Origin of the sequence: Streptomyces capitiformicae (assembly GCF_002214185.1) — a bacterium.
In the GTDB taxonomy this organism is placed as follows: Bacteria; Actinomycetota; Actinomycetes; order Streptomycetales; family Streptomycetaceae; genus Streptomyces; species Streptomyces capitiformicae.
Genome location: NZ_CP022161.1, coordinates 1837486 through 1850686, shown reverse-complemented (window position 1 = coordinate 1850686; position 13201 = coordinate 1837486). Strand labels below are relative to the sequence as shown.

The 13201-nt window shown below is 72.2% G+C and carries 14 protein-coding genes and 1 pseudogene; 4 read left to right on the top strand and 11 right to left on the bottom strand.

The features are described 5' to 3' along the window. Window position 1: 1 nt before the first annotated feature. Both modA and CES90_RS08255 read right to left on the bottom strand, forming a co-directional pair. Complete coding sequence (modA, locus tag CES90_RS08260) at window positions 2-820, bottom strand: molybdate ABC transporter substrate-binding protein (RefSeq protein ID WP_189780717.1); 819 nt, start codon at window positions 818-820, stop codon at window positions 2-4. A 114-nt stretch (window positions 821-934) separates the two neighbouring features. After that, a complete protein-coding gene (locus tag CES90_RS08255) occupies window positions 935-1330 on the bottom strand; it encodes a TOBE domain-containing protein (protein WP_189780591.1) in 396 nt (131 codons plus the stop codon). A gap of 246 nt (window positions 1331-1576) precedes the next feature. Here CES90_RS08255 and CES90_RS08250 point away from each other — a divergent pair, with 246 nt between their 5' ends. Together CES90_RS08250 and CES90_RS08245 are read left to right on the top strand one after the other, a co-directional pair. Beyond that, window positions 1577-2596 (top strand): ATP-binding cassette domain-containing protein, encoded by a 1020-nt coding sequence (locus tag CES90_RS08250; protein WP_189780590.1) that lies wholly within the window; start codon window positions 1577-1579, stop codon window positions 2594-2596. A 77-nt stretch (window positions 2597-2673) separates the two neighbouring features. Beyond that, window positions 2674-3429, top strand: coding sequence for an ABC transporter permease (locus CES90_RS08245; RefSeq protein WP_189780716.1), 756 nt, complete (start codon window positions 2674-2676; stop codon window positions 3427-3429). Here the strand turns inward: CES90_RS08245 and CES90_RS08240 are convergent. Next, complete coding sequence (locus CES90_RS08240; protein ID WP_189780589.1) at window positions 3407-6562, bottom strand: ATP-binding protein; 3156 nt, start codon at window positions 6560-6562, stop codon at window positions 3407-3409. The two genes, CES90_RS08245 and CES90_RS08240, sit on opposite strands and share 23 nt — an antisense overlap. Window positions 6563-6603: 41 nt before the next feature. Beyond that, window positions 6604-6858, bottom strand: coding sequence for a hypothetical protein (locus tag CES90_RS49400; RefSeq protein ID WP_232791446.1), 255 nt, complete (start codon window positions 6856-6858; stop codon window positions 6604-6606). On the opposite strand from CES90_RS49400, the pseudogene CES90_RS08235 reads away from it, so the two are divergent. Next, window positions 6803-7145 (top strand): annotated as a pseudogene (locus CES90_RS08235) (response regulator); the annotation flags it as partial. The gene CES90_RS49400 and the pseudogene CES90_RS08235 sit on opposite strands and share 56 nt — an antisense overlap. 13 nt (window positions 7146-7158) lie before the next feature. Here the strand turns inward: CES90_RS08235 and CES90_RS08230 are convergent. From CES90_RS08230 to CES90_RS08220, 3 genes are all read right to left on the bottom strand, one after another. After that, the gene (locus CES90_RS08230) at window positions 7159-8214 is read right to left on the bottom strand and encodes a restriction endonuclease (protein WP_229913551.1); all 1056 of its coding nucleotides are present in this window, start codon (window positions 8212-8214) and stop codon (window positions 7159-7161) included. Window positions 8215-8419: 205 nt separating this feature from the next. Beyond that, window positions 8420-8578 (bottom strand): hypothetical protein, encoded by a 159-nt coding sequence (locus CES90_RS08225; protein WP_189780587.1) that lies wholly within the window; start codon window positions 8576-8578, stop codon window positions 8420-8422. Next, complete coding sequence (locus CES90_RS08220; protein WP_229913550.1) at window positions 8544-9128, bottom strand: arginase family protein; 585 nt, start codon at window positions 9126-9128, stop codon at window positions 8544-8546. The genes CES90_RS08225 and CES90_RS08220 overlap by 35 nt, the downstream gene beginning before the upstream one ends. A 29-nt stretch (window positions 9129-9157) precedes the next feature. On the opposite strand from CES90_RS08220, the gene CES90_RS08215 reads away from it, so the two are divergent. Continuing rightward, complete coding sequence (locus CES90_RS08215) at window positions 9158-10882, top strand: dolichyl-phosphate-mannose--protein mannosyltransferase (RefSeq protein WP_189780586.1); 1725 nt, start codon at window positions 9158-9160, stop codon at window positions 10880-10882. A 220-nt stretch (window positions 10883-11102) separates the two neighbouring features. On the opposite strand, the gene CES90_RS08210 is transcribed toward CES90_RS08215, so the two are convergent. From CES90_RS08210 to CES90_RS08195, 4 genes are read right to left on the bottom strand one after another with little or no spacing between them, the layout of a single operon-like run. Then, window positions 11103-11564, bottom strand: coding sequence for a hypothetical protein (locus CES90_RS08210; RefSeq protein WP_189780585.1), 462 nt, complete (start codon window positions 11562-11564; stop codon window positions 11103-11105). Then, window positions 11548-12048, bottom strand: a complete 501-nt coding sequence (locus CES90_RS08205) for an RNA polymerase sigma factor (RefSeq protein WP_189780584.1) — start codon at window positions 12046-12048, stop codon at window positions 11548-11550. The genes CES90_RS08210 and CES90_RS08205 overlap by 17 nt, the downstream gene beginning before the upstream one ends. Next, window positions 12045-12773: a class F sortase gene (locus CES90_RS08200; protein ID WP_189780583.1), complete on the bottom strand. Its 729-nt coding sequence runs from the start codon at window positions 12771-12773 to the stop codon at window positions 12045-12047. Before CES90_RS08200 ends, CES90_RS08205 begins: the two co-directional genes overlap by 4 nt. After that, window positions 12770-13192 carry a Tat pathway signal sequence domain protein gene (locus CES90_RS08195; RefSeq protein WP_189780582.1) on the bottom strand — a complete coding sequence of 141 codons (423 nt, stop codon included), beginning with the start codon at window positions 13190-13192 and terminating at the stop codon, window positions 12770-12772. Before CES90_RS08195 ends, CES90_RS08200 begins: the two co-directional genes overlap by 4 nt. Window positions 13193-13201: the final 9 nt, after the last annotated feature.

The following is a 13201-nucleotide window of genomic DNA, read 5'->3' as shown; positions in this document are numbered from 1 at the left end:
GTCACGGCTTGAGGAACCCGGCCTCGGTCAGGACCTTCTGACCCTCGGCGGACCGCACCAGCTCGATGAACGCCTTCGCGGCCTCGGCGTTCGGCGCTTCCTTGAGCTCGACGATCGGGTAGTCGTTGATGGCCTCGGAGGATTCGGGGAAGTCCACGCCCTCCACCTTGTCAGCCGCGGCCTTCACATCGGTCTTGTAGACGACCGCGGCGTCGGCCTCCTTGAGCTCGACCTTCGTCAGGGCCGCCTTGACGTCCTGCTCGTACGACACCGGCGTGAGCTTCAGATCGCTCGCCTCCAACGCCTTCCGGGCGGCGGCCCCGCACGGCACCTCCTCGTCGCAGAGCACGACCTTCAGGCCGGGCTCGGTGAGGTCCTCGAGGGAGGAGACCCTGTCCGGGTTGCCCGGCGGAGTGGCGATCTCCAGCTGGTTGCGGACGAAGGTGGCGGGGGTGCCGGAGGCGTCGCCCGCGTCCGTGACGATCGCCATTGTCCTGGGGCTGGCGGAGGCGAACACGTCCGCCGGGGCGCCACCGGTGATGCTCGAGGCGAGGGAGTCGCTACCGCCGAAGCTGAAGGTCACCTTCGTACCGGGGTGCTCCTCCTCGAACTGCTTTCCCAGCGTCGTGAAGCTCTCCTTGAGGGAGGCGGCGGCGAAAACGGTCACCGTGCCGGAGATCTCGGCCGAGGAGTCCGAGGAGGCCGAAGAGTCCGAAGAGTCCGTGGCGGACGGGGAGCAGGCGCTCAGGGCAAGCAGAGCGGCGGCTCCCGTAGCCGCCCCCCGCAGGGTGCGGCGCGTCCGGCGCGCGGTACAGGGCATCACGGTTCGATGATAGTCGCCGCAGATGCAAGGAAAAAGTGCCGGCGGCTTTGCAAGAGCCGGAAAAGTGGGCCAACTGGATGGCATGTGCGCCCCGGGGTTGGCCCGTCCCGCTCAGGTGCGGTCGATGTGTACGTTCGTCGACTTCACGCGGGCGGTGGCCTCCACACCGACTTCCAGCCCCAACTCCTCCACGGCCTCCCGAGTCAGCAGTGACACCAGCCGGTGCGGCCCCGCCTGGATCTCCACCTGGGCCGCGACATCGCCGAGCTTCACGGCGGTGACGATGCCGGGGAAGGCGTTGCGGACGGATGTGTGGGAGACATCCTCCTCGCCACCACCACTCTGGGCGAGTTCCACGGAGAAGGCGGCCAGATCCTTCCCGCGGATGAGACGCCGCCCGCTCTCGTCCCGATGGGTGGCCACCCGGCCGGCGTCCGCCCACCGCCGCGCGGTGTCGGGGCTCACCCCGAGAAGCCGCGCGGCCTGACCGATCGTGTAGGACTGCATGGGGGTCACCCTAGGGCGTGTCGTCACATTCCCGTCTGCCTCGCGACGCCATGCACGCTCCCTCACTCTCGGCTCCGCTCGAGCGGGAGGGGCCCCACCGCCGCACCGGGCACACACCCAAGTACATCCAGAATGTGACGCAGAATGTGACGCAGAATGTGACGACACGGCCCAGTGAAACCCTGGCCGGAGGGCTGAAACCGCGTTGAAGCCGTTCTGAACCGGCTCGGCCGCAAGCTCTGCGGCATGACAACGACGACACACGAACTCGCGATCGCGGCCACGGGGTTGCGTAAGTCCTATGGGAACAAGACGGTCCTCGACGGCATCGACATCCGCGTGCCCGTCGGCACCGTCTTCTCGCTGCTCGGGCCGAACGGGGCGGGCAAGACCACGGCGGTCAACATCCTGTCCACGCTGCTCTGCGCCGACGGCGGACAGGCGCGGATCGCCGGGCACGATCTCGTCGCCGAGGCCCAGGCGGTGCGGGCCGCGATCGGGGTCACCGGCCAGTTCTCCGCCGTGGACGGGCTGATCACCGGCGAGGAGAACATGCTCCTCATGGCGGACCTGCAGCACCTCCCCAGGCGTGAGGGGCGGCAGGTCACCGCCGAGCTGCTGGAGCGGTTCGACCTGGTGGAGGCCGCGAAGAAGCCCGCTTCCACCTACTCCGGCGGTATGAAGCGTCGCCTCGACATCGCCATGACACTGATCGGCGACCCGCGGATCATCTTCCTCGACGAGCCGACCACCGGACTCGACCCCCGGTCCCGCCACAACATGTGGCAGATCATCCGCGAGCTGGTCTCCGGCGGCACCACCGTCTTCCTCACCACCCAGTACCTGGAGGAGGCCGACCAGCTCGCCGACCGTATCGCCGTGCTCAACGAGGGCAGGATCGCCGCCCAGGGCACCGCCGAAGAGCTGAAGCGGCTCATCCCCGGCGGCCATGTGCGGCTGCGCTTCTCCGACCCGGTGGCGTACGAGCAGGCGGCGGCCGCCCTGCGCGAGACCACCCGCGACAACGAGGCGCTCACCCTGCAGATCCCCTCGGGCGGCAGCCAGCGCGAGCTGCGCGCCATCCTCGACTGGCTCGACGCGGCCGGCATCGAGGCAGACGAACTGTCCGTGCACACCCCGGACTTGGACGACGTGTTCTTCGCCCTGACCGGCAGCGGCCCGGTCCTCGCCCCGTCCGCCCAGTCCGCCCAGTCCACCCAGTCCACCCAGTCCACCCAGTCCACCGAGAAGGAGACCGTCCGATGAGCGCGACGACGACCACGGCTGCGACCAGTGCCGCACCCCGGCCCCGCCCCGCCAACCCCTTCCGCGACAACCTCACCATGCTGCGGCGCAACCTCCTGCACGCCCGCCGCTACCCCTCCCTCACCCTCAACCTCCTGCTCACCCCGGTCATCCTGCTGCTGCTCTTCGTGTACGTCTTCGGCGACGTGATGAGCGCCGGCATCAACGGCGGCACCGCGGACCGCTCCGAGTACATCGCCTACGTCGTCCCCGGCATCCTGCTCATGACCATCGGCGGGATCGCGATCGGCACCGCGGTGTCCGTGGCCATGGACATGACCGAGGGCATCATCGCCCGGTTCCGCACCATGGCGATCTCCCGCACATCCGTGCTGATCGGCCATGTGGCCGGCAGCGTGATCCAGTCGCTGATGGCCCTGGCCGTGGTGCTGGGCGTCGGGGTGGCCATCGGCTTCCGGCCCGATGCGAGGCCGCTGGAGTGGCTCGCGGCGGCGGGGCTGCTGGCACTGGTCAGCGTGGCGCTGATCTGGCTCGCCGTCGGCATGGGCCTGGCGTCCCCCAACGCCGAGGGGGCCAGCAACCTCGCCCAGCCCCTGATGATCCTGCCGCTCCTGGGCAGCGCGTTCGTGCCGGTGGACGCCATGCCGGGCTGGCTCCGCTGGTTCGCCGAGTACCAGCCCTTCTCGCCCGCCATCGAGACCCTGCGCGGCCTGCTCATGGGCACCGAGATCGGTACCAAGAACGCCGTCCTCACCGTCGCATGGTGCCTGGGCCTGAGCCTGCTGGGCTACTGGTGGTCCAGGTCCCTGTTCAACCGCGAGCCGCGGCAGTGAGTTCGCGCAGCGCCGCTGCCCGCAGTTCGTCCCGCCCCAGGGCGGCGTACTCCGACACCGCGTCGGCGTACGCCGCCCTGTCGGCCTTCTCGGCCGCCTGCCGGGACCGGGCCAGGGAGAGGGTGGGGAACTCCCGTATCACCGGCATCCGTTCCGCCAGCGCCACCAGCCGCACGGCCGTCGTATCGCCCCGGGCGAGCCCGGCGAAACCGAGGGCGAGCATGACCGTGCCGTACACCGGCAGTTCCACCGGAGCCCGGTTACCGGAGGAGCGCGACGGGCAGGACAGCATCTCCAGCAGCCGCTCCCGCAGCTCCCCGGCCAGCTTCGCCACCGGCTCCAGCCTGCCGTGCTGCGCGTGCGCCGCCACCGCGGCCGACTGCATCTGAAGCAACCACGGCTCCATGAACGGATCGTCGGCATACAGCAGGCCGGCCTCCCGCATCCCCTCCACAGCCTGCCGCCACAGCCCGAGCCCGACCTCGGTCAGCCCCCGGGCCAGCGCGATCTCCGCCCGGGCCGGATGATCGGGCGTGTAGATCTGGGCGGCCTCCGGCTGCTGGTCCAGGGCCGTGAGCCCCAGCCAGTACTCCGCCTCGTCGATCTCCCCGCGGTGCAGACAGGCCAGCACCAGCCCCCAGCCGATGCCGGCCAGGTCGAACCAGGCGCCGAACTCGCTGAGCTCGTCCCAAGCGGCCCGCAGATGGTCGTACGCCTCCGCGCCCCGCCCGGACTCCAGGCACAACTCACTGATCCGTCCATGCCCGAGCAGCCGCATGGCCGGATTACCGAGCGGCTCCAGCGCGTCGAGCATCCGCCGGGCGCACTCCAGCGCGCGCTCCGACTGGTGCTCGGATTCCCATACGTAGCTGGCGACGCCGGCCGCGACGCCCGCCAGCATGGGCTCGTCGGCGTCGCAGAGCTCCTGCAGCCGCGCGTACTCGGGCGGGCGCATGTCCGGGACGGCGCACAGCACGACCGCCATCGCCCGGGGCAGGGTGTCCGGCCGGGCGGGCGGCAGCCGGCGCAGCGTGACGAGCTGGCGTACGGCGTGCGGGCCGAAGCCCATGAAGAGACTTGAGGCACACACAGCCGCCGCGCTGCGGGCCGGCTCCACGTCCTCGGGGTTCTCGGGTCCGGGGCGGAAATGGGACAGCGGCCCGGCGGTGTCGGCGGCGAGGGCGGCGAGCCGGGCGAAGTTGGAGTCGGTGGCCCACAGCGAGGACAGCACGGCGGTGATGGCCGCGATGGCCGACCCGTCACCACGGTCCAGCGCGTGCCGCAGTGCCAGGACGAGGTTGTCCTGCTCGGCCCGCATCCGGCGCCAGGCGGGCAACGGGTCGCCGCTGAACAGCACATCGTGGTGGCCGTGGCCGAAGTCCCGGGCCCAGGAGAGGAACCGGTCGGTCACCGCCTCCTCCTCGCCCGCCTCGGCGCGCCGGGCCGCGCTGAACTCCCGCAGTGTCTCCAGCATGTGGAAGCGCACCCCGGAAGGGCTGTCGCCCACCTTGATCAGGGACTGGTCGGCGAGCTGTTCCAGCAGGCCCAGTGTGTCCCCGGTGTCGCCGAGTACGTACTCCGCCGCGTCCTCGGTGAAGCCGCCGGGGAACACCGACAGCGCGCGGAGCGCCGCCCTGCCGTCGGGCTCCAGCAGATTCCAGCTCCACTCGACCACGGCCCGCAGCGTGCGATGCCGCTCGGGGGCGTCGCGGGCGCCGCCGCGCAGCAGCGCGAAACGGTCCCGGAGCCGGCGGGAGATGTCGGCCACGGACAGCACCCGCACCCGGGCCGCGGCGAGTTCCACGGCCAGCGGCAGCCCGTCCAGGTTCCGGCAGACCTCGGCCACCCGGTCGGCGGGCAGCTCCACGCCGGGCCGGGCCGCCCGCGCCCGCTGCTCGAAGAGCTCGACCGAGGTCGCCAGGGAAAGCTCCGGCAGCGCGTACACGGACTCCGACGTCAGCCCCAGCGGGGCCCGGCTGGTGGCCAGGACCCGCAGCTCCTTCGACCGTGACACGAGTGCCTGTACGAGACCGGCCGCGCCGCGGATCACCTGCTCGCAGTTGTCCAGCACGAGCAGTACGGGCCCGGAACCCAGCGCGGCGACGATGCCGGTCACCGGGTCGGCGGCGCCGCCGAACTGCCGTCCGTCCCCGGCGCCGACGGCCGAGGCCACCTCACCGGCCACGTCGTCGTCGTCGGTGACACCGGCCAGGGCGACGAAGTGGACCACCGGCTGCTCGGCGGCCCGGCTCACCGCGTGGGCGAGGCGGGTCTTGCCCAGCCCGCCGGGACCGACGACGGTGACCACCCGGGCCGCACGCAACAGCCCGGCCACGGCGGCGATGTCGGCGTCCCGCCCCAGCAGCGGGTTCGGCTCGTGCGGCACACCGTGGCGGACCGGCGCCACCTCCGCGCTGAGCAACTCCTGGTACAGGGACCTGAGTCCGGGCCCCGGGTCGGTGCCCAGCTCATCGCGCAGCCCGCGGCGATAGGCGTCGTACCGGGTCAGCGCCGCGGCCCGGCCAGCGGTGGCGGCCTCGCAGCGCAGCAGCTCCGCCAGCACCTCCTCGTCCCGTGGCAGCTCCCGGGCCAGCTCGGTCAGGGGCGCCGCGGCCTCCTCCCGCCGCCCCAGCCGGGCGAGCGCGAGCGCCCGGGTGCGGACGAGGGCACGGAACGACCGGGTTCGCTCGACGCGCAGGGCCACCACCGGATCGTGCAGGTCCTCGCCCGCCCCGGCGCCCACGCTCCCGTCCCACAGGGCCAGGCCCGCCTCGGCCTGTTCCAGGGCGCCCTCGTGATCCCCAGCCCGCGCGCGCCCGGCGCTCTCCGCCTCGTACAGCAGCAGCGCGGAACTGTCGACCCGCGCCTCGTCCAGCGCCAGCCGGTACCCCGTCGGTGTGCTCGCGATCAGGTCGGCACCCAGCTGCCCCCTGAGCCGTGACACCAGGATCTGCACCGCCTTGCCCGGCCGCTCCGGCAACTCGTCCGGCCACAGCCCCTCCACCAGCCGGCCGGTGCTGCAGCCGGTGCGCGGATCCTCGGCGAGCAACGCCAGGAGCCCGCGCAGCCGGGGTGCGGTGATCTCGCGCCCACGACAGGCGACTCGGGACAGCAGGATCAACTCGGTGGTCACGCCTGAAGGTTAACGAGCGGAGCGCGGGAGGCCACCGGGTCTCAGCCGGTGTGGACGCGGGGTCGGCGGGCGCGGTCCGGTTCCGCCTCGCGCCGGACCTCCCGGGTGACCGGGGCGACCTCGCCCTGGCCGAAGAGGAGGAAGCGGAGGAAGTTGGCGAAGGGGTTGCCCTCGAGGAAGACCGCCGAGATCACCCCGAAGGCGATCGTCCAGCCCCGCTGGCCGGCCTTGTGCGCGGCGATGGTCACCGCGGTCGCCGCCGAGGAGGTCCTGCTGGACCTCGGGCTGCCCGACATGGACGGAGTCGACGTCATCAAGGGGCTGCGCGGCTGGACCCGCGTACCGATCCTCGTCCTCTCCGCCCGCCAGGCCTCCGAGGAGAAGGCCGCCGCGCTCGACGCCGGCGCCGACGACCACATCACCAAGCCGTTCGGCATGGACGAGCTGCCGGCCCGGCTGAGGGCCGCCGTCCGCCGTGAGGCACCGCTCGCGTCCGCAGCTGCGACGCAAGCTGGAGGCAGACCCCGCCCACCCCCGCTGTCTCCTCACCGAGCCCGGCCTGGGCCACCGCTTCGAAGGGTGAACCCGGCGCGGTGTCACTGCCGGCCGCGGGCGTCGGCGTCGGCCAGCAGTTGGTGGGCGGCCGCGTTGACCGGCTCGACCGCGCCCTGGCGGTCGAAGCGGAACAGGACCGTACCGCTGGTCTGCGCCCATGTGCGGGCCTGAGGGGTGTAGCCGGCGGCGGCGAAGAAGACACCCGTCTTGCCTTCGTGGACGGCGACGCCGTGCAGTTGCTGCACGGTGGGCCGGCCGGTGGGCTTGCCCTCCAGCTTGACCTGGGCCACGGCCCGGGCGCTGACCACGTCGATGCCGCCGTCCGCGCCGTCGGCCGTGGCCACCGCGTCGGCGAAACCGAGATAACGCATCCACTCGGCGGCGATCAGCTCCGCGTCGCGGGCCTCCCGGATCAACCGCTCCGGCGGCCGGCCCGCGGGTATCACAGCGGTACGGCGCGAGTCGGCGGCGAGTTCACGCGCCGTCAGGGCCACCTCCAACCCGTGGTTGGAGGTGAAGAGGAAGGTGCGCGCGCCGGAGTCGAGGCGGCCGTACTCGCCGGGTTGGATCACAGGTTCCTCGTCGCGGTAGACGACGTCCCGGTCCTTCACCACCAGCGCCCGGTCGGTGACGATCGCCAGCGCCCCGCCGTTGTCGGACGGACCCCGCGCGACCCCGACAGCGAGTCCGAGTATCCATTCGTCGGCGGCGACATGGGCCCGGGCCAGCTTGGTGAACCGCACCGCGAGGGGCTGCGGGTCGAAGGGACCCAAGCGGGTCATGCAGGCGGCGACCGCGTCCTCGACCGTCGAACCGAGCGGCGGCAACTCCTCCAGCAGCCGCTTCGCCTCCTGCGCGACGTCCCGCACCGGCGGCGTCACACCGGCTGACGAGGCGGCCCCTTCCTCGACCGCCTGGATCGCACGCCGATCGGCGGCGGCCACCCGGGCGGCGGGGCTGAAGCCGGCCCACCACACGACCGCGCCCAACGAGGCGAGCAGACCCACCCACAACACCGTCCACGAAGCGAGTACGACCGCCGCCACCAGGCTGACGGCCACCGCCGCACAGCCGAGCGCGGGCGTATTGATCGCCATGCCGCTCTCCGGCAGACACGGTTGGCCCTCCGCCCGCTGATGCCGGGCCAAACCCTGCCGGGTCGCCATCACCTGCCGGCCACACAGCGGACAAGCCAACATGCTCATCGCCCCCACCCCCGCACTTCGCACGCGTCGAACCATCCCCGGCCCGGACACTAACAGCGACCAACGACAACGCCGCAGCCAGGACAGAAGCCGTGGGTCAGCCCTGGCGGGTGACGCTGACCTGGACGGTCATCGTGCGCTTGTTGTCCTGGGAGCAGGCCCCGGCGGCGTCGGTCATGCCCAGTTGCAGGGTGCCGTCGCCGGCCGGGCCGACCACCGGATCATGCCCATGACCGTTGCCCGAGATGAACCGCACGGTGACCCGGTCTCCCCGCTGGACGGACACACCGGTCACCGACTGCCGGCCGGTCGCGGACTGGGTCGGTGAGGGGTCGGGGCCCGCGGCCCGTGGCCAGGGCGAGTTCCATCGAGGCCGCCTCGCCTGTCGGCTCCGCCGACGGCTGGTAGAAGTCGGTGTGGCCGTCGAGGAACAGCAGACCGTGGCGACCGCGGCGGCGCAGGGCGAGGAGGTTGCCGAGCAGGATGCTGCAGTCGCCGCCGAGGACCACCGGAAAGCGGCCCGCGTCCAGGGCGCCGCCGACCGCGTCGGCGAGCCGGACGGAGTACTCGGCGATGCCGACAGGGTTGAGGACACCCGTGGCGGCGTCCCGCCGCGGGTCGTACGGCGGGGCTTCGACGCGGTCGGCCCGTACCGCCCCGGGGTGATCGAGCAGACCGGCATCGAGCAGGGCCGAGGGCAGGTCCTGGACACCGGACGGGCGCGGCCCGAGCACGGAAGGCGCTTCGATGATCGCGCACTCTCGCGTCACCCGGTCCCTTCGCCGAGTGCCGCCTCGTACGTCCATGGTGCACAGGCCACCGTTAAGGTCACCCGGTGACGAGTAGCAGCGCGCCGCGTTCCCCAGCTCCTGATGGCACCCGTTCGACGACGGCACCCGACGACTGGAAGGGCCGGCTGCGTCTGTTCGGATACGTCGGGCGCCCCCGGACCGACAGCCGCAGGCTCCTGGTCCCACCGTTTCCGGAGCCGTCCACGCGTCTTTGGGAGCGCATGTGGCTCGGCCCGGCGCCGGCGTATCGCGTCGCGAAGGCGATGGGCTGGCTCGGGCCGCTACTTGTCGCCGTATTAGCCGGGGCGATCCGCTTCTGGGAGCTCGGGCGTCCGCGAGCCGTCGTCTTCGACGAGACGTACTACGCCAAGGACGCCTGGGCGCTGTTGCGGCTCGGCTACGAGGGCACCTGGCCGGACCGCAAGGTCGCGGACCCGCAGATTCTGGCGGACCCTCAGGTGATCTCGCTCTCCGACACCGGATCGTTTGTCGCGCACCCTCCGATGGGCAAGTGGGTGATCGCCCTCGGGGAGTGGATGTTCGGCCTCAACCCGTTCGGCTGGCGCTTCATGACGGCGGTGCTGGGCACGTTGTCGGTGCTGATGCTGTGCCGAATAGGACGCCGCCTGTTCCGGTCGACCGTGCTGGGCTGTCTGGCCGGCGCCCTGATGGCGCTGGACGGTCTGCACTACGTGATGAGCCGTACCGCTCTGCTGGACCTCGTCGTCATGTTCTTCGTCCTCGCCGCGTTCGGATGCCTGCTGCTCGACCGGGACCACGCACGAGCCCGGCTCGCGGCGGCCCTCCCGGTGGACGAGGACGGCCATGCGCGCCCGGACCAGGTCACCGGCGAACGCGCCGGAACGGGATGGCGTCCCTGGCGGCTCGCGGCCGCCCTCTTCCTGGGACTGGCGGCCGCGACGAAATGGAACGGCCTGTACTTCCTCGCCTTCTTCCTGATCCTCACCGCACTGTGGGACGTCGCCTCCCGCCGCGTGGCGGGAGCGCGCCGGCCGTACCGGGCGGTGTTGCGCAAGGACCTCGGCTGGTCGGTGCTGTCCGTCGTACCGGTCGCCATGGTGACGTACCTGGTGACGTGGAGCGGCTGGTTCCTGTCCGACAACGGCTACGGCCGCCACTGGGCGGACGGCCGCGGTGGCACGTGGTCGTGGATCCCGGCTCCGCTGCGCAGCTTCTGGCACTACGAGTACACGGTGTACCAGTTCAATGTGGGACTGGACGCCTGGCACAAGTACGAGTCAAATCCCTGGAGTTGGCTGGTCCTGGGCCGCCCCGTGCTGTTCCACTACCAGTCGCCGGAGCCCGGAGAGGAAGGCTGCCACGCGGTCACCGGCTGCTCGCAGGCGGTCCTCGCCCTGGGTACACCCCTGCTGTGGTGGACGGCATGCTTCGCCCTGGTGTATCTGCTCTACCGATGGGCGCTGCGCCGCGACTGGCGCGCCGGCGCCATCCTGTGCGCGGTGGGCGCCGGTTACCTGCCCTGGTTCCTGTACCAGGACCGCACGGCCTTCGCCTTCTACGCCGTCGTCTTCGTGCCCTACCTGTGCCTGGCCGTCACGATGATGCTGGGAGCGCTGCTGGGCCCGCCGGGAGCGGGCGAGAAACGCCGCGTACCGGGCGCGATGGCCGTGGGCGTGATCGTCCTCCTCATCGCCTGGAACTTCATCTACTTCTTCCCGGTCTACGCCGGGCAGACGATCCCGTACCCCGACTGGCGGACGAGGATGTGGCTCGACACCTGGATCTGAACCCGGCCCCCCACCGTGCGCGTGGGCCCTGCGGACCCGGATGCCATTGGCCGCCGACCAGGGGAAGGAGGGCGATGTCGGGGGGGCGGGCCGCGGGTCCGGTCGAGGGTTCCGGCGATGGTGTCGAGGGTGGTTCCGGCGACGGCCCGCGCGAGGCTGGAGCCAGGGGGCGCCGGTGGACTGCCGGTAGGCGCGGGCGAGTTCGGCGCAGGTGGTGCCCCTAGGCCGATGGCCGCGCCGAGGGATCGATGGACGCGACCGGGGGTGTCGTCGGGGCGAGGGACGGCATGGGGGTGCCGGTGGGGGTGGCCGACTTGATGGGTGCGGGTTCCTCGGTGGGGTCGGACGGAATGGTCGAGGGGGTCACGGTCACCGGATTCTCGGTGGGCTCGGAGGCGGTGGGCGAGGGCGGCATCGTGGGGCTGGTCGGAGGGGGTGGGGCTGAAGGGGGCGTCGGGGAGGCGGGCCGGGAGAGGTACAGGGGGACCGCGATGAGAGCGGCGGCGGCGCAGGTGGCGGCGGCTCCGGCTGCCGTGCGGAGCAGGCGGCGGCGGGCCGCGGCGCGGCGGACCGCTTCGTAGCGGCCGGGCGGTGGGCCGAGCCGGTCGGAAGGCGGTCGCAGGATGACGGCGAGGGGGTCGTCGGGCTCGAACTCCGGACCGTCGTCAGAGTGTGTGATCAAGGCTTCTCCTCAGGTGGGCGCGGAGCAGTTCGCGGGCCGCGTGGAGGTCGGCCTTGACGGTTCCTTCCTTGCGTCCGGTCAGCACGGACACCTCCCGGATCGGCATGTCAGCGTAGTAGTGCAACAGGATCGGCACGCGCAGCCGTTCCGGCAGCGACTGCACCAGCAGGCGTACCGAGGGATCGTTCTGTTCGGTGTGGTCGGCCGGCGGGCGGACCGCGGCTTCGGCTGTCGCGCGGTGCATCGCCCTGCGCTCGCGTTCGAGCCCCCGCCAGTGGTCCCGTACGAGGTTGGCCGCGGTCACGTAGAGGAAACCGTGGGGCTCCGCCACGGACGTCCAACGGGCCCACAGGCGGGTGAACGCCTCCGACGCGATCTCGTGGGCCGTCTCGTCGTCGTCGACGAGTCGGCGGCACCAGCCGGCGAGGCGCGGATAGAGGGCGGCGAACAGTTCGGACGCGGCCTTTTCGCGGGACCGTTTCAACGCTCTCCAGGGTCGTGCTGTCGTAATGCCGTCGTGTCGCGATGCCGTGATGCCGTCGTGTCGCGATGCCGTGCCGTCGTCCCGCCGCGCCGGCTCAGCGATGCGAAGACGATCACGTTGTCGCGGTAGTCGTCGCCGGTGCGAGGACCGCCGCAGGTGATGAGACGCAGTTCGGGGCGGTCCACGTTTCCGTAGACCGCGTCCGTCGGGAACTCGGCCTTGGCGACCGTCCGTACGGTGTCGACGGTGAACACCGCGGTCGTGCCGTTCTCCAGGCGCGCCTCGATCCGCTCGCCCCGCCCCAGCCGCGCGAGGTGGCGGAAGACGCCGTCCCCGTACTCGCCGACCGTGACATGGCCGAGGATCACCGACGGTCCGGTCCGGCCCGGCGTCGGTGAGGGCTCGTACCAGCCCGCCCGGTCGTGCGCCGTGACCGGCGGCACCTGCACACTGCCGTCCGGGGCCAACCCCAGCCGGATGACCGGGGTGTCGACACCGAGGGCCGGGATCCGCAACCCGACCGGGACGGAACCGGCCACCGTACGCCCGGAGCCGCCGGAGCCGCCGGAGCCGCCGGAGGCGCGCGGAGGAGGTGGGCTCGTGGCGGGTGCGGTTCCGGGGCCGGTGCTCGGACCCGGGGCGTCGCCGGTCCGCCCGCCGACGCAGCCCATGAGCAGTGCGGCGCCGGCGGCGGTGGCGAAGGCGCGCCTGGAAAGCGAGGTCATGCCTCGTTCGCCCGCCGGCGCCGTACGAGGACGACTGCCGCGCCGCCACCGACCAGCACCACGGCGGCACCCGCCCCGGCGAGTACGCCCCCGGTCCCGGACTTTGCCGACACCGGCGCCGCACCGGTGTCGGGCGCGCCGCTGGGGACGACGGAGACCTGGCTCGGCACCGGGGTCGCGGCGCTGTCGCCGGGGTCCTCCGTGGGCAGGGCCGAGGGCTCGACGGTGGGCGGCACCTTGGAGGGCTCGGCGGTGGGCGGGGCTTCGGTCGGGGCGGCGGTGGACGGGAACGGGCTCGGGGTCTTGGTGGCCGTCACGGGCGAGGGGACCGGGCTCGCCCCGTCGGCGAAGGCGGGCAGCGCGCCCGCCAGTACGGCGGTGCAGGCAAGTGCCGTCGCACTCAGGACAGTTCGGCGCATGAGTGGCTC